Annotated in this window: 14 protein-coding genes; 12 read left to right on the top strand and 2 right to left on the bottom strand. The window is 46.1% G+C overall.

The genetic code is table 11. The annotated features are described in order from the left end of the window. Window positions 1–61: 61 nt before the first annotated feature. The 11 genes from ACYVE4_RS30065 (at window position 62) to ACYVE4_RS30015 (ending at window position 21,846) form a co-directional block, all read left to right on the top strand. Window positions 62–1,708, top strand: a complete 1,647-nt coding sequence (locus ACYVE4_RS30065) for a SusD/RagB family nutrient-binding outer membrane lipoprotein (RefSeq protein WP_461044122.1) — start codon at window positions 62–64, stop codon at window positions 1,706–1,708. 55 nt (window positions 1,709–1,763) lie between these two features. After that, window positions 1,764–2,330, top strand: coding sequence for a hypothetical protein (locus ACYVE4_RS30060; protein WP_461044121.1), 567 nt, complete (start codon window positions 1,764–1,766; stop codon window positions 2,328–2,330). 436 nt (window positions 2,331–2,766) lie between these two features. Then, on the top strand, window positions 2,767–6,042 hold the full coding sequence (locus ACYVE4_RS30055) for a SusC/RagA family TonB-linked outer membrane protein (RefSeq protein WP_461044120.1): 3,276 nt from the start codon (window positions 2,767–2,769) through the stop codon (window positions 6,040–6,042). A gap of 19 nt (window positions 6,043–6,061) precedes the next feature. Continuing rightward, complete coding sequence (locus tag ACYVE4_RS30050) at window positions 6,062–7,744, top strand: RagB/SusD family nutrient uptake outer membrane protein (RefSeq protein WP_461044119.1); 1,683 nt, start codon at window positions 6,062–6,064, stop codon at window positions 7,742–7,744. 574 nt (window positions 7,745–8,318) lie between these two features. After that, on the top strand, window positions 8,319–11,621 hold the full coding sequence (locus ACYVE4_RS30045) for a SusC/RagA family TonB-linked outer membrane protein (RefSeq protein ID WP_461044118.1): 3,303 nt from the start codon (window positions 8,319–8,321) through the stop codon (window positions 11,619–11,621). 65 nt (window positions 11,622–11,686) lie between these two features. Next, the gene (locus ACYVE4_RS30040) at window positions 11,687–13,330 is read left to right on the top strand and encodes a RagB/SusD family nutrient uptake outer membrane protein (RefSeq protein ID WP_461044117.1); all 1,644 of its coding nucleotides are present in this window, start codon (window positions 11,687–11,689) and stop codon (window positions 13,328–13,330) included. Between the two features lie 322 nt (window positions 13,331–13,652). Beyond that, entirely contained in the window at window positions 13,653–16,688 is a 3,036-nt protein-coding gene (locus ACYVE4_RS30035; RefSeq protein WP_461044116.1) for a SusC/RagA family TonB-linked outer membrane protein, read from the top strand. A 44-nt stretch (window positions 16,689–16,732) separates the two neighbouring features. Next, window positions 16,733–18,079 (top strand): RagB/SusD family nutrient uptake outer membrane protein, encoded by a 1,347-nt coding sequence (locus ACYVE4_RS30030; protein WP_461044115.1) that lies wholly within the window; start codon window positions 16,733–16,735, stop codon window positions 18,077–18,079. A 22-nt stretch (window positions 18,080–18,101) separates the two neighbouring features. Further along, complete coding sequence (locus tag ACYVE4_RS30025) at window positions 18,102–18,929, top strand: hypothetical protein (RefSeq protein ID WP_461044114.1); 828 nt, start codon at window positions 18,102–18,104, stop codon at window positions 18,927–18,929. A 39-nt stretch (window positions 18,930–18,968) separates the two neighbouring features. Beyond that, window positions 18,969–19,463 (top strand): hypothetical protein, encoded by a 495-nt coding sequence (locus ACYVE4_RS30020; protein WP_461044113.1) that lies wholly within the window; start codon window positions 18,969–18,971, stop codon window positions 19,461–19,463. Between the two features lie 4 nt (window positions 19,464–19,467). Further along, window positions 19,468–21,846: a M43 family zinc metalloprotease gene (locus ACYVE4_RS30015; protein WP_461044112.1), complete on the top strand. Its 2,379-nt coding sequence runs from the start codon at window positions 19,468–19,470 to the stop codon at window positions 21,844–21,846. Between the two features lie 41 nt (window positions 21,847–21,887). Here ACYVE4_RS30015 and ACYVE4_RS30010 read toward each other — a convergent pair whose 3' ends face one another. Continuing rightward, a complete protein-coding gene (locus ACYVE4_RS30010) occupies window positions 21,888–22,457 on the bottom strand; it encodes a hypothetical protein (protein ID WP_461044111.1) in 570 nt (189 codons plus the stop codon). A gap of 381 nt (window positions 22,458–22,838) precedes the next feature. On the opposite strand from ACYVE4_RS30010, the gene ACYVE4_RS30005 reads away from it, so the two are divergent. Then, entirely contained in the window at window positions 22,839–23,243 is a 405-nt protein-coding gene (locus ACYVE4_RS30005; RefSeq protein ID WP_461044110.1) for a hypothetical protein, read from the top strand. A 40-nt stretch (window positions 23,244–23,283) separates the two neighbouring features. Here ACYVE4_RS30005 and ACYVE4_RS30000 read toward each other — a convergent pair whose 3' ends face one another. Further along, a complete protein-coding gene (locus ACYVE4_RS30000) occupies window positions 23,284–23,838 on the bottom strand; it encodes a hypothetical protein (RefSeq protein ID WP_461044109.1) in 555 nt (184 codons plus the stop codon). Window positions 23,839–23,938: the final 100 nt, after the last annotated feature.

Here is a 23,938-nt window from a genome sequence, read left to right as displayed (position 1 = left end):
AAGGGTGTGCCTACTAAATGGCTGCCTGAAATTCCATGTCTTACATCAACTGTTTTTTAAGATGATCAAGAAATTAAGTATAAGTCTATTACTGGTGTGTGCGCTCGGCGTTACGTCCTGCAAACTGGATTTGCTGGATAATCCGAACGCCGTTACGACGAATAACACCGATATCAACTACCTGCTCAATTCAATCGAACTGAGCTATCGGGACCACTTTAACCAGGTTAGTGACCCTGGAATGCGTCTGACCCGGATGATCAACCAGGGCTCGGCTGTATATGATAACGCCGTAGCACCCGGTAACTTCGATGGCATGTGGACCACGTCGTACGCCGGTTTGATGACCGATGTAAAAACCATCATTCCGTTGGCCGAAGCTGGCGAATTATTTGTTCATGCCGGTATTGCCCGTACACTTCGGGCATCCGTTCTGATCAATCTGGTCGATGTATTTGGCGATGTTCCGTACACGCAGGCAATCGATCCTGCCAATTTCAATCCCGGATTGGATAAAGGCGATGCGATTTATACAACCGCCTTGGCCGAACTGGATAAAGCCATTGCCAATTTTGCCGCTACGTCAAAAGCGGGTGCTCCGAACGATCTGATTTACAACGGTAACGTAGATAACTGGACGCGAGCAGCCAATTCGCTGAAACTGAAGATGTATTTAAGTCGGCGGTTGGTTGACAAAGCTGGCTCGGCAACAGCCATTAATGCCTTGATTGCGGGAGGGAAGCTGATTTCAACGGCTACGCAGAATTTTACCTTTAAATTCGGCTCGAACCTGACAAACCCTGATACGCGGCACAACCGATACGCTGGTCAATATTCCCCAACGGGCGGTGGTGATTATCAGTCGACTTCCTACATGGGTAATCTGTATTCCGTCAAAGGCTTTCAGGACCCTCGCATTCGGTTTTATTTCTATCGGCAGACAATCAGAAATTCAACGGACGTAAATGCGCTTCCTTGCGTAACGAGCGTAAAACCAACGCATTATTCAGAAGCTGATTTCTTTTGTGTTCCCAGCGCGGTTGGCTATTGGGGCCGCGATCACCTGAACAATGGCGGTATTCCACCAGATGGATTATTGCGTACGGCCTGGGGGCTTTATCCAGCCGGTGGTCTGTACGATAATGATGCTGGCGTTCCGGTTTCACTGGGTACTGGTGCTGGCGGAGCTGGTATTCATCCGATTATGATGCGGTCGTTCATTGATTTCATGCTGGCAGAGTCAGCGTTGACATTGGAAACAACGGGTGTCGCCAAAGATCTGCTGAAATCGGCGATTGAAAAATCGATGGCGGATGTACGGACGTTTGCGCTTGGAACGATTGAAAGCAGTAAGATCTCTACATTCGAAGCGGCCAATAACTTTGTCTGGGCCGATCAGGTAACGAAGTATGTCAATAAAGTACTGGCTGATTACGATGCGGCTGCTACGACCGATGCTAAGCTGAATATTATCGCTACTGAATATTGGCTGGCGTTGTATGGGAACGGTATTGAATCGTATAATCTATACCGTCGGACGGGCAAGCCAGCGAATCTGCAACCTGCTCTTGATCCGAATCCAGGCAGTTTCCCTCGTTCGTTCTATTATCCGGCTACCTACATTACACGGAATGCAAATGCGAAACAGAAGGCCAATCTGACAACGCCCGTATTCTGGGATAATAACGCTGCCGGTATTCTAAAATAATCCGGTACTATCTGATATTCAGTGAAAAATGAACAATATTAATAGCCAATCAAGGATGAAAAATTACCTGACTTTTGCGTTTTTGAGTCTGATGGCATTTGCCTGCAAGACGGATATCGTAAGTCGAATTGACGAAGCCGCGTTGGAAAACGGTGCGTATATGCGTACCGTTTCGCCATATCCGGTTAGCAATACGACATTCAGCGTGAGCAAAGCGAACATGAGCGGTACGAAGATGGAATTCCTGGCCGAAGCCGTTACGATTAATAAAGGGGATTTATTCGCTTCGTATGATCTGGTCATCAAATTTATCGATGCAACGCCAGCGAATGGGACGAAAACAACCACCGATGTTGCGTTGAAATCACTAGCCGCTTCCACGTTTACGAAAGATGCCACAACCGGTTATCCAAGAGCCACCATATCCGTAACGGGTATGGAGGCCTTAACGGCTACTAAGCTGGCTCTTGCCGATATTTCCAATGGGGATCGCTTCGAAATTACGGGAACGATCAAGTTGACCAATGGGAAAACGTATTCCGCAGTAAATACCTATACTGACGTTACGAGTGGGCCGTTTTATACAACTCCGTTTATCTACCGACTGAATGTAGTGAACTAAGGGAATAGGTATTCAGATAGCAAAAAGGTTTGCTGGAGAGATAGCCTGCTACTCTCCAGCAAACCTTTTTTGTTGACGATCGGTGGAATTTAAGCGATTGGTAACCATTAAATTAACATTAAAATTGATCATGCGCTCCTATTTGAGTAGCTCGTATATATACTTATAAGTGTTCAGGGTAGGATTATTTTAAGTTGATAGTCCGGCTGTAAAAATACCTGGGAATATATTGTTCTGTGAAAAGCATAAAATGAATATAATTCTATTAGTCTACAAAAAGACTATTTTTTTTAAACGGAATAATATTTTGAAATTTTCAATATTAAAAAAATATATATTTGTTTTAATGTTGAAATTCAATTGTTTGTAATGGTTTTTGTCAAGTTATAGATTTGTTTCAGTACACTCATTTCTTAACTTAACAGGAATCGATACTATGAGAGGAAGTCTATGGGTAAGCCTGCTTCTTGCGAGCTTGCTTTGGTCCAATGCATGGGCGCAGGATCGACGAATAATTGGAAAGGTAACATCGGCTGAAGATGGATCGCCTTTGCCCGGTGTTTCAGTTGTTATTAAAGGCTCATCAAAAGGTACCAGTACCGATGCGGCCGGGCTTTACGATCTGACAGTTCCCAACGTGAAGGGCGCTACGCTTGTCTTCAGTTTTGTTGGTACAACAACCCAGGAAATCAAGCTTGGCAACGAATCAGAGTTAAACGTAAGTCTGGTTTCAGATTCAAAACTCCTGACCGAAGTAGTCGTTACGGGAAGCGGGGTTGAAACCAGTAAAGCGAAACTTGGTATTGCAATCGAGAGCGTTTCCGGGAAAAGCCTGCCACAGACGCCGACAGCCTCTATCGATCAGGCCCTGGTTGGTAAAATTCCGGGAGCACAGATTTCCTCTGTCAGTGGTAATCCCGGTGATCCAGTCAACATCCTGCTTAGGGGCATTAACTCTGTGCAGGGCGGCACGAAACCACTCATCATGGTCGATGGCGTGCAGGTAGCCGCTACGGATATTAACTCGCTTGATTTGAGCAATGTAGACCGGATTGAGGTGGCTCAGGGCGCTGCGTCGGCGTCTATTTATGGTGCTCAGGGCGCGAACGGCGTTATTCAGGTATTCACCAAAAAAGGGAAAAAAGGCCGTGTGGCGGTTAACTTCTCGACTAGTTTCTCGACCAATGAGTTTCTAAATACGGGTAACGTACATAAAGCCGATTTGCATCCCTACCTGACCGATGGCAGCAATAATCTGATCGATCCTTCTGGCAAAGTGTTAGCCGTTGATGCAAATGGTCAGCTTCGCGGCATTTCGTATCAGTATGGGGGTGCTACCCGCTATGCTATTCAGGACATTCGCAACGTAGCCGATAAACCCTATAATGCCAATCTGAAATACTACGATCACTTCAAGCAGATTTTCCAGACGGGCACTACTTCAAATAATGCCATTAATATTTCGGGCGCTTCGGAGAAAAGCGATTTCAATATATCGGTAGCCAATAACCACAACGTTACCCCCGTTCTGAAAAACGGGTATATCGACCGGAGCAATCTATCGGCGAATCTGGGAACGGAATTGTTCAAAGGATTTACTATTCGCTCGACGACGCAGTTAGTGTATACCAAAAACACCCTGAAACCCGGTCTGGGCGCTGGGGGAGGTCAATACTATGGCCTGGGTAATAAACTGGGTAACCTGACTCGTGTGTATGGTTTTCTGAATACATCACCTTTCTTCGATTTGACGGCGAAAATGTCGGCTGATGGAAATGCTCCGTATCAGAATTACGCTGATTTTGTAAGCGTTAACGCTAGTAATCCATTTTTTAACATGCAGTATACCGATGGACTGGATAACAAAATAGACGTTGTTCAGAACTTCGATGCGAATTACAAAGTCAATAAATTTCTGGAACTGGATGCCAAATACGGAATCAACTACCGGAATGAAAATGCACGGTGGACGTATTATAACCAGTCGCAGAACGCCAGTGTCATTTATTACGGAGCAGAAGGGACGTATGCGAGCAATTTTGCGCCTGATTCCAACGGGGAAATCGACAACTGGCAGTACGCGACTACCTTCCAGAACTTCCTCGGTACGGCTTTCATCCGCACCGATTTCCAGAATGATTTTCACAGCAAACTACCGATTCAGACCAGCACTCAAATTTCGTTCGACTATCGGAAGAATAAATACACGGAATACGATACGTACGGCGTAGGATTGGGGCTGGCACCGCCCTATAATATTTCCTCGACCGGATCACAGGCGGTTTATTTCGATTATGTGCAGCCATTCGTCACTTATGGGTATCTGATCAACCAGAAAGTTGATTTTGGCGATTACGGTGGCGTAACCGCCGGTTTCCGCAGCGACTGGTCGTCGGCGTTTGGCGGTGGCTCCACGCCGTTTACCTTCCCGCACTTCGACGGACACATTGCTCCGTTGTCATTCTTCAAAGGCAGTGGCATCTCGAACACATTACCGTATTTCAAACTACGGGCTGCGTATGGCGAAGCCGGTATCCAGCCGGGCGCTTTTGACCGCTATCCGGTGTTGGATCAACGGAATCTGGGATCAGGACTAGTGTATTCGGTTCCTGTTACCAGCAAAAATCCCAATCTACAGGTAGAGGTCTCGAAAGAATTGGAAATCGGTACGGACTTCACCATTGGCGGAAGTGCAGGCCGTTCGTGGCTTAACTCGGTTTCTGGGTCGTTTACCTACTGGAAACGCAAAAGCCAGAATGTGATTTACACGGTTAGCGTTCCACCTTCCCTTGGATCGACCGGGCAATTGACCAACGCCATCGATATGTCGTCGAATGGGGTGCAGTTTTCGTTAACGCTGCCTGTTTATAATTCTCCTGGTTTGAAGTGGGATTTCACGACCAACTTTGGTCATCAGATTTCGATGATCGATGCGATTTCGGGCGGGGCCGACATTATTTTAAATTCAGGTGCGGGCGATGCTGCGTTGGTGCTAACATCCGGTCAGCCTATCGGTCAGGTGTATGGTTACAAAGCGCTGACCAGCCTGGATTACACACGTCAGGATGGCAAGACAAAGTACATATCGGATGCCAACCGAAATAATTACACGATTGTAGATGGGCGGGTAGTTGATAAAACAACCTATCAGATGCAGTTTACGGATGAGAAATATCCGCTGATGAACCCCAACCCGAAATTCAACGCGTCGTTTATCAATGGATTCAGTTTCAAAGATTTCCTCACACTGAATTTCCAATTCGACTGGATTTACGGCAGTCATCTGTATAACCAGACAAAAGAATGGATGTATCGCGATGGCATCAGCGGAGATTTTACGAAACCCGTTACCATCGACGGAAAAACAGGAGCCTATACGGCCTATTGGTCTAGCGCTTATTATAACCTGTGGGGTAGCCTTCGTGGTGCCGGAAACAACGCTACCAAAGACTTCTTCGTTGAGGATGCTTCGTTCGTTCGATTGCGAAACATTTCGCTGGCTTTTGATGTGGCTAAACTCGTAAAATTGCCTTATCTCAATAAGTGCCAATTAGTGCTTACGGGCCGTAATCTGGTAACCTTTACCAAATACTCGGGCTATGATCCTGAAATCAGCTCAGGAGCCTCAAACTCTTCCTTCGACCGGGGCGTCGATCATAGCACACTGCCAAACATCAAGTCGTATCAGGTTGGCCTGAATATCGGATTCTAACCTTAAACTCCTTCGAGACATGAAACGAATTAAAATATATAAATTTCTTTCCAAGGCTTGCCTGACGGTAATTCTTTTAGGGGCAGTTTCCTGCAAAGACCAGCTGGACGTTGGTAACCCAAATGCACCTACCGTAGCCGCTAACGTGAACACCGAAGCCGGGCTTATCAATTTTGCTCAGGGTGGTGTGTATATCAATGGTTTTGCCAATGGCGATGGCTGGCTGGGCGATAGTTACTTTTCGCTGCCCTGGGGCTATATGGAGTTGATGGCTGACCTGGTGGGCGCTGATGCGTCCAACAATCAGATCACAACCATTGGCCAGCCGGATTATATTATTCTGGACAACGGGTCGAAACAAACAAACTCGTCTCCCCAAATTGGTATCATTCGGTCGTACAACAACCGGGCTGCAACCGGGGCTGGTAACAACGCTATTTATTACCAGTGGCTGAATATGTACGCACTGAATAATGCCTGCAATCAGATGCTGGATCTGGTCGAAACGATCAAATTCTCGGGCGATGCGGCCACGAAAAAAGCGACCATGCAGGCCTGGGCATATTGGTGGAAAGGATATGCCTATGCGTCGATCGGTTCGATGTATTATTCGGGGCTGATTGAAGATAAAGCGGGGGTTACGAATGGTGATTATAAACTCCATGACGCAATCATCAACCAATCGAATACCTACCTCAACATGGCTACTACTGCGTTAGGAAGTGCCACCAATGCCGCTGATTATCAGGCTGTATTAAGTAAATTAATTCCTTCATTCAATCAGGTTGGGCATGGGGGCGTTCTAACGGTCGATATGTGGAAGCGGAACATTAACACGATGCTGGCCCGGAATATTCTGGTGAATAAACTGGCTCCGTTTGTAAACGGTAATCCCAGCGCAACCATCGCCAAATCCTCGACAACGGCCATGACAGCCGCCGACTGGAGCAGTGTGTTAACACTGGCAACGAATGGTGTCAAAAAAGACGATTTTGTGTTTACCGGTCGGACAACCGCTAGTAATTCCTTTTTTTCAGCCAGTGGCGGAACGGTAGCTGCTTTAACAACCGGCGTAAGTAGCAGCACGACATTTAAAATCAGCGAACGATTTATCCAGAATTTTAACGCTGGTGATAAACGGTTTACGAATAACTTCAACACGGCCAACACCTACAAAAACGATTACATTTATACGACTCGGTATAACATAACCGATGGTGGTGCTGGCGCAGCTGGGGTCGCTACGTATGGTACAAAGGCCGTAGGCGCTTACGAAGTCTATATTGCGGGTAGCTACGAAGAAAACGCACTTATGCAGGCTGAAGCCAATATTCGCCTGAATAATATCGAAGCTGGTTTAGCTTTTATCGATGCCGTGAGAACCTATCAGGGAGCTGGCGTTGCAGCAGTGACGGGTACTGGATTAACCCTGGCTAAAGCGCTGACGGAACTGACGAAAGAGCGTCGTACATCGCTTTTTGGACGAGGTTTATCGTTCTACGATAGCCGCCGATGGGGTTGGACATACGATATCGCTAATGGAGGTGGAAGCTATGGAAACACGGTTGTAACGTCGGCGGGTGCCATCAACAAGAATGTTGTTATCAACTATAATTTCATGGATTATTGGGATGTACCCGCTGATGAATCGGTATTGAATCCCTCTACATCAGGTGTAGCAACCAAAAATCCGAATTTTTAAGCGTACTGAGTAAATTTACTATCTATGAAAAAGGACTGCCTGAGCAGTCCTTTTTGTTTTATGGATACGCCGGTTAGGGTTTACTATGTAACAATCCGAAAGTTTTGAACTTTTTATTTTTATGAAAAAATAAGTTGAATTGGCAACTATACAGTTTGTTTAACCAATATTCAATCCTTTTTAAGTATAAATAAATATAGATTTTTGAATATTGTAAAGTGTAACTCAACCCTTGTTTTTTACCGTTCATGGAAAAAGAATAGGGCTTATGCAACATAAAAAGGCTATCTACTGTCTTTATCTCTTGCTTTTTTTGAATTGTACTATTCCGTTTTTTGTAAAAAGCGTATAGAATGTAGTTTATAGTATATTATTTCGTGTGTACTTATATATCCTATTTGGTTAATGATAAAAAAGGTAAATATTTATTAATTATTAAAATAATATTCCGTATGGTGAAGTGATAGCCGAATATTTAGGTGGTAATGTGATTTGTATAAAAAATTTGTGTTGTTTCTTTTTACTGCTAGTTTTGTAGATAGTAAACGTATTTTCTACTTAACAACTAACGTACATGATTCGAATTTTATCTGTGAGTTTACTTCTGGTATGCTCACTCTGGTCCACTGCGTGGGCGCAGGACAGGCGCATTACGGGTAAGGTAACGTCGGCGGAAGATAACTTACCCTTGCCAGGGGTTTCTGTCGTGCTGAAAGGCACAACCAAAGGCGCTAACACGGATGCTGGCGGAGCCTATAGCATCGATATTCCCAGCAGTGGCGCTGCAACGCTGGTATTTAGTTTTGTAGGGGTTACTACTCAGGAGGTGCCTGTGGGTAATCAGTCAGTGGTAGATGTAAAAATGGTTTCTGATAATCGCCAGCTATCGGAAGTGGTCGTAACGGGGGTCGGGGTGGCAACCGACAAACGGAAACTAGGTATTGCGGTCGAAGCGGTTTCATCGAAAAACCTCCCGCAAACCCCAACGGCCTCCATCGATCAGGCGTTGGTGGGTAAGATTGCTGGAGCGCAGATTTCCAGTGGTAATGGTACGCCGGGCGCACCCGTAAATATTGTGTTGCGTGGGATTAACACCATCAACCGCGGAACAGCCCCCATTTTGCTGATCGACGGTGTTCAGGTGGATGCTACGAATTACGACTCGAACGGTAACCTGAACAACAATCCGACCAGCCTGCTCAGCAGCATCGATCCGAATACGATTGATCGGGTTGAAATTGTACAGGGAGCCGCTGCGGCTACACTCTACGGTGCACAGGGAGCCAACGGCGTTATTCAGGTATTCACGAAAAAAGGGAAGTCAGGCCGGTTGAATATCGATGTAACATCGAGCATTACACGCAGTGAATTTTTAAATGTGGGTGGAGTTTCCAAAGCGAAATTTCATGGCTTTCAGGTAGATGGTCAGAACAATGTCGTGTATCAATCGGGTACCGATCCCGTCACGAAAAACCCTATTTATTCGCCACTTCAATTTGATGCCAATACGCTCCGGTATAATGGGAATGTGCTCTACGATCCACTCGCAGTAACGAATTCAGCTGATAAACCCTATACCGCGAACCTGAAATACTATGATCACTATGCGTATTTCTTCCGTCCGTCAAATACGTATAATAATAGCGTTGCCCTAACAGGCGGTACCGATAAAGTGGATTTTGCATTCTCCGTATCCAACAACCAACAGGAAAGTAACGTCATCAACAACGGAAATTATCAGCGCAGTAATCTGCTGTCAAACATTGGTATTCAATTGGCGAAAGGGCTTACTTTTCGCACAACCACTCAACTGGTTTACACTCGGAGCACGATTAAAACCAATGACCGTCTGATTCTGTATGCTGTGAATAATGCGCGTCCGTTTGCTGACTTTTCGGCTTTGGACCCTGACGGAAATCCGGGCGTTTATTATGGAGATGCGGTGGGCGTAAACCACAACAACCCCAGTTTCTGGCAGAAGTACACCAACAATAAGGATAACAAAGTTGATGTCATTCAGAACTTTAATTTGAATTACAACATCAACAAATTCATTACGCTGGACGCGAAATACGGTGTCAACTATTCGAAACAGGAAATCGTAACGACCTATCCGAATCAGACAAAAAACCGCAACGTCATCGCGTCGAGCAATAACCAATATCGGGGGTATTTCGCCAACGATCCATCGGGCGAAATTGACAATAATAGTATGACCACGACCTACCAGAATTTCCTGGCTAGTGCGTTTATCAATACGGATTTTCAGAACGATTTCAAATCCAGCCTGCCCATCAAGACAACGACGCAGTTGGCGTTCGATTACCGCAATCGGAACTTCCACCAGTTCTATACGTATACATTGGGCTTGCCAACTTACGACCCGTTTACGGCAGCGCAATCTTCGACATTCCGGGTTCCGGGTATTGTAGCACCCACCGCAGGTCGGGCTGGTTTACCGGGTGGTGGTGATTATACCGAGCCATTCATTACGTACGGATATGTTGTCAATCAGCGAATTGATTACGGGGATTTAGCAGGTATATCGGGCGGTTTCCGGACAGATTACTCATCAGCGTTTGGTGCGGGTTCTGAGCCTTTTACGTTCCCACGTGGTGATGCCTATTTCCGGTTATCAGCACTGAAATTCTGGGAAAACAGCTCCATCGCTGGATTCTTCCCTGAATTGAAATTTCGGGCAGCTTACGGCCAGGCCGGTATTCAGCCAAGACCGTTCGACCGTTATCAGGTGCTGAGCACGGTATCGTTAGGATCAAACAATGCCTTCTATATACCAGCCAGCCAGCCTAATCCCGATCTGGACGTAGAAGTATCGTCGGAATTGGAAATTGGTGCTGATTTAGCATTGACGCCATCGAAAAGTTCGAACTGGTTAAGTAGCCTTCGCTTATCGGCAACCTATTGGGACCGCTCGACCAAAAATGCGATTTATGACGTAAGTGGCATTCCATCAGCCGGGATTAACTCGGTGAAAGACAATGCGTTCTCGCTGGCATCGAATGGTTTTCAGGCTTCCTTGAATGCCACGATTCTGCGTACGAAGGACTTTACCTGGAATCTGACGACCAATTTTGGCCGACAAACCTCGAAAATATCGGCGGTGAAAAACAATGCTGAAGTCGTGGTTCTGTCGAGTGCGGGTAGCTCAAACTATGTATTGAAAGCGGGCGAAAAAATTGGTCAGTTGTACGGCTACATCACGGTTCATTCGCTGGATCAGAAAGATCCAAGTGGAAACCTGTATATCCCGGCCGATCAGCAATCGCAGTACACGGTAGCCAGCAACGGAATTGTGGTCAGCAAAACGACGAAACAGCCGTTTTTCTCGGCCAACAAATATAGCTTCGGTGATCCGAACCCGACATTCAACATGTCGTTCATCAACGATTTCACCTTCAAAAACTTCCTGACGTTCGGCTTCCAGTTCGACTGGGTACAGGGGAGTCATATTTACAACCAGACGAAAGAATGGATGTATCGCGATGGTATTCATGCTGATTACGCTAATCCAATCACGATCGATGGCCAAACGGGTGCCTGGACGGCCTTCTACCGAGGGGTGTATGCACAACGGCAGGCCAACGGAACCAAAGATTACTTCTACGAAGATGCGTCATTTGTTCGCTTACGTAATGTGCAGGTTGGTTTCGATCTGAGTAAAATCGTAAACCTGCCGGTACTGCGTCGTGCCCAATTGGTATTGTCAGGTCGCAACGTACTGACATTCACGAAGTATACCGGTTTTGATCCAGAAGTTAGCTCGGGAACGGGTAGTTCGGCCTGGGATCGCGGTACCGACCACAATACGATGCCGAACCTGCGTTCGTATCAGGCTACACTCAACATTGGGCTATAATTCTTCAGGTGATAGATGAGCGATGCTTTCGCTCGTCTTGTTAGCTAACTTTCAATGACTTACGAATGAAAAAGATACATATTTTAGTCGCTGCGCTGGTTCTGGGATTAGCAACATCCTGTAAAGAGCAGCTGGATGTAAAAAACCCAAACCAGCCAACGGTCAGCAGCGCCAATACCGAATCGGGTATCGTCAACCTGGCGCAGGGAGCTGCTTATATCAATGGCGCTAAGGAAATCAAGACGGATTTATACGATGGTGTTCCGGGCTATTTCTGGTCTGGGGCAATGGGTTTCCACGAACTGATGGGCGACATTGTTGGGGAAGAAGCAGCCAATCAGTTTGGTAATCAGATTGGCGCGCCCGATTATGTAATTCTGGATGATGGAACGAAAGTAGTGAACCCGAACGCGCCGAATACACAGTATGCGCTGATTCGTCAGGTCAATGTGAACTCCAATCAGGGCTCTAACCCGCTATTTCACGAGTGGTGGTATATGTACTCACTGAACAGCCAGATGAATAAGGTACTGGCTCTAATTGATCAGGTAACGTTTACGGGTGATGCAGCTACGAAAAAAGCGACGATTCAGGCCTGGGCGTATTGGTGGAAGGGTTTTGCTTATTCGCGGATTGGTTCGATTTATTATGCCGGTATTATCAACAGTGCGGCTAATGGAACCAATAATAACTACGTGACTAAGGAAAAGCTGATCGAAGAAGCGAATGCCAATCTGGACAAAGCAGCCTCTACATTGCCAGCCGCTTCGACCGATTATACGGCTATTATGACACAGTTGATTCCCACCTTCAATCAGGTAGGGAAGGGGGGCGTTCCAACACCCGATATGTGGAAACGGAGCATCAGCACCCTGAAAGCGCGGAATTTGCTGGTCAATACACCAGCCAAAGCCATGACAGCTGCACAATGGGCGCAAATTCTGACGCTGGCCAATGCCGGGACTTTGGCTACGGATAATATATTTACGGGTCGGTCGAATCAAAACGGTGATTTCCTGAATCCGCAAACGGGTACGGTTGCCGCCAAAGCTACGGGCGATCCGTCGGCGGGGGCTACCTACAAAATCAGCGAGCGGTTGATTCAGGACTATAAAACGGGCGATCAACGGTTGGCGAATAACTTCACCCAGCGCGCTTCTCCCTGGATTGGCGAAAATAGCCGGGGAAATTCCTTCAATACACGCTGGATGCTGGTTGATGGTGGCAAGAAAATGGCTGGCGTCATTACCATAAGCGATCGGACGCCGGGTGGTACAGAGCTTTACCTGGCTGGTAGTTATGAAGAAAACGAACTCATGAAAGCCGAAGCTCTGATCAATACGGGTAAAATCGAAGAAGGTCTGCAATCGATCGATGCGGTTCGGAAAGCGCAGGGTGCCGGATTAGCTGCCGTAGCGGGCACCAGCCTAACCGCCGATCAGGCAAAAGAAGAACTCCGCCGTGAACGTCGGGTGGGGCTGGCTTTCCGTGGATTGTCGTTTTACGATGCGCGTCGCTGGGGCGTTATCGACCCAATTGCCAGCGGTGGTGGGCGGAAAGGAGCCGTTCTTCTGGATAGAACTGGTAAAGTCAGCACGAACGGTACAATTGAATATCGATTCCTCGATTATTGGGATGTACCCGATAACGAGCTAAAATACAATGCACCGGCCGCGAATAGTGCGCCAACTTCAAATCCTAAGCAGTAATCAGTCTTGGTCCAGTTGCGCTTGAGGCTCTCTATTTACGAATAGGGAGCCTCTATTTTTTAGAGATAAATCAAAGGACGTGCATCAGGTCAGGTTTAATCAGCGTATAGGACGAAAAATAAGGAGATGGGAACGTATAATTCTGGACAGCTGAACTACTGGAAAACAGATAGGAGAACACAGGCTTATCTAACGAAATATTTATACGATGACAGTGATATTTTCGTTTAAGTGTGGTAGCTTTCTCAGGCATTTAGTATATTGTTTTCCCGATTAAGCGAGTTGTAACCCTAAAAGCATTTACTTGGAGTATAACCTATACATGAGAAAATTTTATAGTGTTATTGGCTGGTCAGTCTTACTGGCCATGTTGCCGGGCTATCTTCTGGCTCAGTCTCAGCGTATAACAGGTAGAGTTACATCAGCCCAGGATGGACAGACCTTGCCGGGCGTGAATGTCGTTGTGAAAGGAACGACGACGGGGGCTACGACTGATGCGAATGGTAACTATAGTATTACGGTTCCAAATCCGAATGCGGTGCTGCTGCTTACCTCGATTGGCCTGAACTCACAGGAAGTAACTGTGGGCAATCGTACGGTGGTTAACATTGTCATGCAGGAGGCTATTAATGAGCTTACTCAGGTAGTTGTTACTGGTTATAATACGACTCAACGGAAGGATATTACAGGTTCTATTGCTTCCATCACCGCCGATAAGTTTAAAGATATCCCCGTCAATAGTCTGGATCAGGCGCTACAGGGTCAGGCAGCGGGTGTGTTGGTAACCCAGTCGTCTGGTACACCTGGTGGCGGGCTTTCTGTTCGGGTTCGGGGCAACACCTCCATCTCCGCATCGAACCGTCCGTTGTTTATTGTCGATGGTGTGCAGATTCAGGCTGGTGCCTTAACGACGGGCTACGGTGGGCAAAATGACAATGCACTGGCGCTGCTCAATCCCAACGATATTGAATCCTTTCAAATTTTGAAAGATGCGTCGGCCAAAGCAATTTACGGCTCCCGGGCTGCAAATGGCGTTGTATTGATCACGACGAAACGCGGGAAGGCAAATCAGAAAACAACGATCACGGCCGATGTACAGCGAGGTTTAACCGAAATCATTAAGCGGCCTAATCTGATGAATTCGTCGCAACTGCTGGATTTACAGCGCGAAGCTGTCATTAATGCTGGGCAAGATCCCGATAAGCTGGGCTTAATTAAAGGAGTGACCGATGGTATTAATACGAACTGGTTGGATATGGTGTTGCGGAAAGGTGTCTATCAGCAATATCAGGTGTCGGCCCAGGGAGGCAACGAGCGTACACGTTTTTACTTGAGCGGTAATTACCGGGATGAAGAAGGTGTATTGATCAACAACAAATTCTCGCGAATGAGTGGTACCATGACCATTGATCATAATGCGACCGATAAACTATCCTTTGGGAGTAATATGACCGTATCCAGAGCGGTAAACAATCGAGTGGCTGGCGACAACTTTCTGGATGGCGTTTATTCGGGTGCAACCCGGAGCTTACCCTATTATTCTCCGTACAATGAGCAGGGGCAGCTGTATGGCCCAGGCGATTCAAATTATCCAGGCTTTCCAAACTTCAATCCAGTTGGCGAAGCACTTTTACCCCGACAGCAAGTGCTGACGACTAAAATGCTGGGTGGTGTGTATGTGGAGTATCAATTTCTCCAAAATCTACGCTTTCGATCCAAGGCTAGTATCGATTACAATAGCATTATCGAGAATCTATACTTTCCCCGATCAACGGCAACAGGCGGGTATACCGAGAGCCTGGGACAGCAGGGCTATGCCGAATACAATACAATTTTAGCGGCTACGTTTACGAACTCTAATACCCTGTCTTATAATACGTTGATTAATGAAAAACACCGTATTAGCGCACTGGGTGGATTGGAAATTATCAAACGAACCAACCGCGCCGGTTCAGTAAATGGTAAATATTTCCCAAGCGACGATTTTACGTATATCACCTCTGCAGGGGTCACCGACCAAGGTAGTTCTTCGTTGGTATATGGTGGTTTATTTTCAGGATTAGGTGAAGTCAAATACGATTATAAAGAGAGATATTTAGCCAGCGTAACGGGCCGATATGATGGTTCGTCGCGATTCGGTCCTAACCGACGATTTGGCTTCTTCCCATCTGGATCATTGGCCTGGCGTATCTCCGAAGAGTCATTCATGGAGAAATTTGATTTCCTGAGTGATTTGAAAGTAAGAGGTAGTTTTGGCTACACAGGGAACGAGCAGATCGGTAATTTTCTATATCTGGGAACCTGGGCTGCAACCACTTATAGTGGTTCATCGGGTTTGGGCCCTGCCGGACTCGCCAATCCTGATCTGCAATGGGAGCGTACGCGCGAGGCAAATATAGGCCTGGATGCTTCGTTCTTCAACGGTCGATTGAATGTTACGTTTGATGCCTACAGTAACCTGACCGATAAGCTCCTCTTTAGCCAACCGATTCCGCTGACTTCAGGCTTTGGAGCCGTACAGGGAAACATTGGTAAAATCAGTAACAAAGGGCTGGAATTGACCATTGGTACCGTGAATATTGATAAGAAAGGTTTGCGTTGGAACACCGATCTGAACATATCAACCAACCAAAATAAAGTGGTTGAACTGGCAACGGATGAACCATTATTCGCTGGCTATCAGGGAAATGGCGTAGCAGCTACTAACGTTGTTTTACCCGGCCAACCGTTGGGAACATTCTGGGGATTGAAATTTCTGGGTGTAGATCCAGGGACGGGCGATGCACTGTATCAGGATAAAAACGGTGATGGCCGGATTACACCCGACGATGGACAGGTAATTGGTAATGCGCAACCCAAGTTTTTTGGCGGTCTTACCAACCGGGTCTCGTACAAAGGATTCGATCTGAATATTTTCTTCCAGTTTTCCTATGGGAATCAGGTGTTGAATATGACCAAACAAACGTCTGTTAATACAGGCAATTCAATTGCGTTTAACCAAAGTGTCGACGCCTTAAAACGATGGCAGAAAGAAGGTGATATTACCAGTGTTCCACGATATGTATATGAGAATACTTACAATAATTACCTCAGTAGCCGATTCCTGGAAGATGGTTCTTATCTGCGCCTGAAAAACGTAACCATTGGCTATAATATTCCTAAAACGCTGGTTAGTAAGGTGAAACTATCAAACGTACGCGTATTTGCTTCGGCTACCAACATCTGGACCTATACAAAGTACTCTGGGTCGGATCCGGAACTGAGTACACTGGATGGATCGACAACTGCTCAGGGAATCGACTTAAACACGCTTCCGCAGGTGAAAAACTTATCCGGTGGCGTAACAGTGACATTTTAAGTAGCTCACGGCTCATTTATTATTTTAGGTAGCACACGTTCTCAATGAAGTCTTACATAACTTGTTTCATACTGACAATTGTCCTATTGAGTTCCTGCCAGGATGTGCTGGAACCCACACCGTATGATTTGCAAATTGATGAATTGACCTTAAAACGGGCCGCTGATGTGCCGCTGGTTCGAATCGGCCTGTATAGTTCGTTTCGGGCAATGACCTCGTCCATTGTCATTGCCGGTGATTTCACCGCCGACCATATTAAACATAACGGTACGTTCGCTTCATATCAGGAATTTGGCACGAAACAGATTACGGCTACTAATTCCGATGTCACTGGATTCTGGGGCGGCATATATGGTTGCATTTATGTAGCCAATTTTATTCTGGAGCGATTGCCCAGTGTGACAGGTATAACGGACGACGCTCGCAAACAACTAACTGCGGAGGCTAAGTTTTTTCGGGGTCTGGCAAATTTTTATGGTGTCTATACCTTTGGCGACATTCCACTAGTAACAACCACCGATCAAGCTACGAATCGGAACATTAGCCGAACGGCCAAAGCAACAGTACTGGCTGCTGTTTTGGCTGATTATCAAGTTGCTTTAGCTGATTTGCCTGATGACTCATCGACAGGGGCTGCCTATTTATCGAAACGAGTTGTGCAGGCTGCACTTGCTCGCTATTACCTGTATCAGAAAAACTGGGCGCAGGCCGAAACCTATGCGTCGCAGGTTATAGAGTCGGGTAAGTTTACGATCGTGCCTGATTACAACACCATTGTTATTCAGAATTTTACGGCGGAGTCGATTTTTGAAGTAGGCTATACGCAAAATGATGATCCGGCTACGCTGAATACCTTATTTGTCACTCGTCGCGAGGTAATTCCATCCGATCAGGTTGTCATTAATCTCAACTCAACAGAGTCTGGTACTCGGTCCGCAACGATTTCCTTCAACGCTACACAGCAACAAGGAAATGACAATGGCTGGACGGTTCGTAAATATGGCATCGCTATCGAAAATAATGCGAACATTGTTGTGTTCCGACTGGCTGAAATGTATTTGATTCGGGCAGAAGCCAGAGCGCAACAGGGGAAACTAACGGGTACAACCGGAGCTGTGGCCGATTTGAGTGTGCTTCGAACACGCGCAAAAGGAATTGCCGTAACAGCGACATCGCAGGCCGATATATTGCTGGCCGTTGAGCGGGAGCGCCAGTATGAACTCGCTTTCGAAGGACATCGCTGGTACGATTTAGTACGAACTGGTCGGGCGCAGGCTGTCATGTCTGCTTTCTCGCCGAACTGGAACAGCCGATATGAGTTATGGCCAATTCCGCAGAGTGAAATTTTACGAAACCCTGGCTTGCAGGGCGCTCAAAATCCAGGGTATTAATTAGAAAAGAGTCGTAAGTGTCATGAAAGACAATAAATTACGTGGATTAATCGGAATGGTTATCGTACTCGCGATGAGCGTATTTGCCTGCGAAACAAGCGATATCGACCGAATCTTTGAAGGGCCGTACTATGTCCGTTTCAACGATACAACGCTGACCTATAAGGAAAGTTATTCGAAACCGATTACGATAAAAGTCCATAATGTTGGTCCGCAATTAGATCAACCGATTACCATCAATTATACGGTGAGTGGTACGGCTCGTGAAGGGAAAGAGTACAACATTATTGGTACTAAGGGTACGATTACCATTCCGGCCAAGTCGAGTAGTGGAGCCATTACAGTACAACTGATCAACAATGCCAACAACATTCTGGAAACAACTTCGCTTAAGTTCACCCTAACCAGCGTTCAGCCAAGCACACTTCAGATTGGTGTTGGTTCAGGCAATGAGATTGTTATGGGAAAACAGTTTACGTTATTTATTCAGGACGACTGCCTGTTTGGAGGTTCTTATAGTGGGTCCGGGAAAATTGGAACGCAGACGTATACAAACAATGCCTCTATAACCAGTACGGATTGCAAGAACTACATACTTGATAACTGGAATATCGGCTTGTTGAATTTTGATGCTATTCACCCAACGCTGACGTTTGTTGATAATGGCGACAATTCCATTACGATTCCGACACAGAACAATGCCGAGTTAGGCGCTAATGATTCGATCAAAGGTACAGGTGCCTGGAATCCCCGAAACAAGGTAATTACGCTAAACCTGATGCTGACACTTAGGCTCACAACGGGGAAAGATACTACCGTAACGTTTGTTCAAACCTATACACCTCAGTAAAGAAACAGCTATTGTATCATTATTTGACGAGATTCGACCATGCGACAAATTATACGTTTCCTAATCATACCGGGAGTAGTTGGCTGGCTCTTGGGAGGATGTTCTGAGAAAATAGAACCCAAACCACCTACCTATTCACAACTGCTAACCGGTACTGATAAAAAAACCTGGAAGATGGTATCTTTTCAGATCATCGATCAGGGGAACGCGTCGGGTGTAATACCCGTAGCACAGAGTAATCTTGCTCCCTGTATTTACGACGACTTACTGACCTTTTACGCCAATTCGGAGCGAAAATTTGAAGCTAGCGAAGGAGCGACCAAGTGTAGCCCGTCAGATCCTGATATTTATGTTACTGATACCTGGACGCTCGTTAACGCGAACGCAACCCTTGAATTCTACATACCCGTATTGAACGGTGTATATCCCTGGGTCATTAAAAACCTGACGGCTACGTCCCTTACAGTTCAGTATTACTTCCCGGATATCGATGCCAGTTACCAGTTTACATTCAATTCAGTTACGACCAAATAGGTATATGTTTCGATTCGTACTCAACCTAACCTTACTGGTATTATTGACGCTAGGGGCATACGCTCAGGCACCCACAAAAGCACCCGCCGAGAAATGCTTAACGATGTTTATGGACAGCGCGCGTCGGGCCAGGAATCCAGGACTGGGGTCGCTCGATGATTTTGAGCGTGAGCTTCAGAAGAAAATGATTGAGCTGAAGGCCAAACTAGCGAATGGTCGGGTTCCAGCGGCTACCGTGATTACGATTCCGGTTATTGTTCACGTTGTTCATAATGGAGAAGCCGTTGGCGTAGGGCGAAACATCAGTCAGGCACAGGTGCAGTCGCAATTAGCCGTTCTGAATGAAGATTACCGACGGAAAACAGGTACACGAGGATTTAACGATAATCCACTAGGAGCAGACATTGAGATTGAATTTTGTCCGGCAGTTGTTAATCCGCAGGGGCAGCCGTTAGCCGAACCAGGAATTGATCGCTACAACGGCAATAGAACAACCTGGAATAAAGACAATATTGAAGGCGTTTTGAAGCCAAGTACCTATTGGAACCCGGATAAATATTATAATATCTGGGTTGTTGATTTGAACGAGCCATCGGTCAGTGGTCAACTGTTGGGGTATGCTCAATTCCCAAGCCAGTCTAATTTACCCGGTATCCCTACTGATTCGCCTGCGAGTACAGATGGCGTTGTGGTCTATTATAGGGCTTTCGGAAGCTCCGATAAAGGTTCGTTTCCAGTACTTCAGTCGCCCTACAATCTGGGCCGGACACTAACCCATGAAACGGGCCACTGGCTGGGGTTACGGCACATCTGGGGTGATGCAACTTGTGGCGATGACTTCTGTGCAGATACACCTCCGCAGGCTTCAGCTAGCAGTGGCTGTCAGGTGGGACGGATTAGCTGCGGAGGAACCAACATGGTGCAGAATTACATGGACTATTCGAATGATGCCTGCTCCAATATATTCACCATCAATCAGAAAGACCGGATTCGAGCAGTAATGGCAATCAGCCCCCGCCGGCTTACTTTGCTGTCGTCTAACGTATGCGGTACGCAGGTCGCTACACGCCCAACGTCGAACTTCCGGATTGATAATCAGCAGGTTTTACTGGGGGGGCAGGTGAAATTTACCGACTTGTCAGATGGTTTCCCAACCCAATGGTTGTGGACGTTTGAGGGAGGAACACCTTCTACTTCAACCGAACAAAATCCGACGGTGACGTATAACCAACCCGGTAAATTTAAGGTAACGCTGGTGACTTCGAACGCCGTTGGCCAGTCGGACCCACTGGTTCGAACGGAATATGTGGAAGTACTAAATGCTGGTCTTTGTTCGGATATAACCAACTTCAACGGTACCACAACAGTATTGCGCGAAACGGGAGGAACGGGTTACGTAGCGGGTCAGAACAGCCATAAGAGCCAGGCGGTTTCCGAATTTTTTGCGAACCGACTTGCGTATAATAATCTGGCCGGTGCATCGCTCAAATTCGGTGTAGCCAAAGCGGCTAAAGGGGCTGCAACCGAGTCAGTCGTAACGGTAACGGTCTGGAACGGACGAGGATTCCAGGGCGGTCCTGGAGCTATTCTGGGACAGAAAGATGTGCCTTTGCGTGTTATTCTGGATGATGTCGCAAATAACCGCGCAACATCGGTTACGTTTGACAGAAGCTTGCCATTGAGCGGATTGCCCTTTCATATTGGTATCTTAGTGCCTTATGCAGCAGGGGATACAATCGCCTTAGTAACGACTAAAAATGGCGAATCATTGGGAGCTACTTCCTGGCGGCAGAATCAGCAGGGGAACTGGCTTCGGTATGCCGATAGTCTGGGTTTAAACGTCGCGCATAATATTGCTGCACGAGTCGGACAGAAACCATCTGTACAGATTGCGGCATCGGCTATATTCATCGACCCCGGCCAGACTGTAACCCTAAACGCTCGTGGAGCCAGCATTTTTACCTGGACAGGCTCAGGACTAAATACAACGTTGGGCGCGCAGGTAGTTGCTTCGCCTAATCAAACGACATCCTATACAGTCACAGGTTCAGGACTTGATTTATGCAGTACCACAGCCGTTGTAACAATTAACGTCCGAACAGGAACGGTTACGGCTACTCCGCCTTTAGCCGAGCAGGCCCTTCAGGTAACGCCCAACCCTAGTGACGGACCAATGACTGTATCGTTTACTAGTCCCTTACGAGGAGTCTTAACGCTGGGTGTTCGTACCATTAGCGGAGCTGAACTTTCCCGACAAACCTTTCAAAAAACGACCGACACCTTCCAGCAACCTCTTGATTTAAAAGCCGTATCTGGTGGTGTTTACTTTGTCGAGATCAGGATAGGCGACGAGGTATTTAGGAAACGCATTGTGAAGCAGTAAAACCAAACAGAGCCGAGTTGCAAAACTCGGCTCCGTTTGGTTTAATCTATTTCTTCGTGAATACCTCTACCTGTTACCGCAAACAGTTCCTCTTCTTGTCTATTAAGGTTGTAGCCAATCGAAATTCGTAGGCTATTATACTGGCTCCAGGAATCTCCACGATAGCGAGCCGCTTTAGTGAGTATCAGACTCGTCCCCTCTGTAATCTCACACCTATAGATTTGCGGGTCAAAATGCATGAATTCTCCTTTTGGGCTATAGATTGTCATTGGCTTTAGGCTTTTCCTGTATTGTTTTTCTAAAATTGTTTTTAGTGAATCCAATTGATTCGCTTTATTTTTTAGAAAAATCACGACGCCATAAGGCTGACTCCTTCGCTCTTGATTCCCGGCATCGGCCCATTCGTCAAACTGCCATTCTATCCTGGCAGACTGGCTGGAATCGATAAAGTTGTGATGACCAACTAAAGAGCCACATGGGTGGTTCTGTCCCAACTCGGCCATTGTAATGGGAAATTTTATTTTATACCCAGCTAGTTCTGTTTGGACAGGTTTGGGTTTGCAACTCCAGAATACTATCCACAGCACAGATAGTACGATACTTCTTTTCATGGGTTAGTAGGGATTAAACGCAAACGTTTGTGATGTTGCGCAAATCCCTTAGATAACCAATTCCTGACGGAGTCACCGAATTGTCAATTTTTTTATTAGAAAAATAGCCCAAAAAAAGATGTAAACGACTGATTGTGAAGGTAAAAAAGGGGAATAGGTCACTATGTCAGTATATATTTTGGCAAGGTCAAGATGAGTGATGAGTTGTTTAGGAAGCAAGTTATAAAGTAGTAAAATCAAACAGAGCTGAGTTATGCTTTATCATCATAACGAGTTCGATTTCTCTGATGCAACAATGGTATATTTAGTTAATATTACGGTCGATATCAATTACAAATTACAGACCTAGAGTAGGGTTATTTTTTCTAACAAGTCAGTTCCATGGTTGTCTGTCAAATTATTTGCCTTCTAACTCTGCTACTTTCTACTCCCTTTCTGGCTTCGGGACAAAAAGTAATCGATTTGACCAATAAGACGTTCATTATGGAGCTGGAAGGGGATACCACTAAGGCTGGAAATGATTTACAGCTTTTATTGCTCTTTCACAAAGACGCTAGGGCTACGTTCCGAACGAAAAGAGGAACTACTATCATTAAAGACAGTCCGCTTAGTTGGCGATTTACAGGAGATTCACTGTGGTTACAGCCTAGATCAATTTCATTTGAAGCAGGAGGAAAGACACAATTAATTGATCGTGAGATAATGAAGTTTTTTATTGTAAAAACGTCGGGCGGTTACCTACTTAAACGAAAAGACGATCAGATGCTTTTGGTTGAGCAGAAATAAAGTAAACAGCGCCGAGTCTTTCAACCCGGCGCTGTTTACTTTATAGTTTATCATCGTAAATAGGACCGCTTAGTAAAGCAAAAGCTTCCAGCTGCTTTTTTGTCAAGTTATAGCCAATAGCGATCTCTAAACTGTTCCGTTCAGGACTGTAACTATCCGCTTTTGTCAATACCAATAAGGCATCTTCGCTGATATGACAGACATAAATGGGCTTCACTTTGGAGAAGTTTCCATTCGATTTGGTAAAAACAAGCGGTTCCAAAGTCTGTTTGTAGCGCTTCTCTAGGGCTGTTTTAACCGAATCGAATGAAGCTTCTTTATTCTTTAGGAACATAACCACGCCATGTGGTTCATTTTTTGGGTCACTATTGCCTGTATCACCCCAAACGTTAAACCACCATTCCACTTTAATCGCCTGAGTGGAATCTACAAATCGGTTACTGTAGACAGTATGTCCGTTCGGGTATTGCTTTTGTAACTCAGCAAGATTGATAGGAAAATGAAGGGAATAGCCCATTAATTCCGTAGTAACAGGGCTGGGTTTACAGCCCCATACTAGCAAAAGTAAAGCGGTGATTAGCAGTTGAATTTTCATTGGTTGGGATTAAGCGATTAGAGTTTCAAGCCTCCTTTATAATGCATCAATCCCTTAGTGGAATTGCAATAATACACTGGAGGATTTTTTCAAGCAGCCA

The organism is Spirosoma harenae, assembly GCF_054776975.1.
Note: the sequence above shows the minus strand (reverse complement) of the source record. Positions and strands in the feature narration are given on the sequence as shown.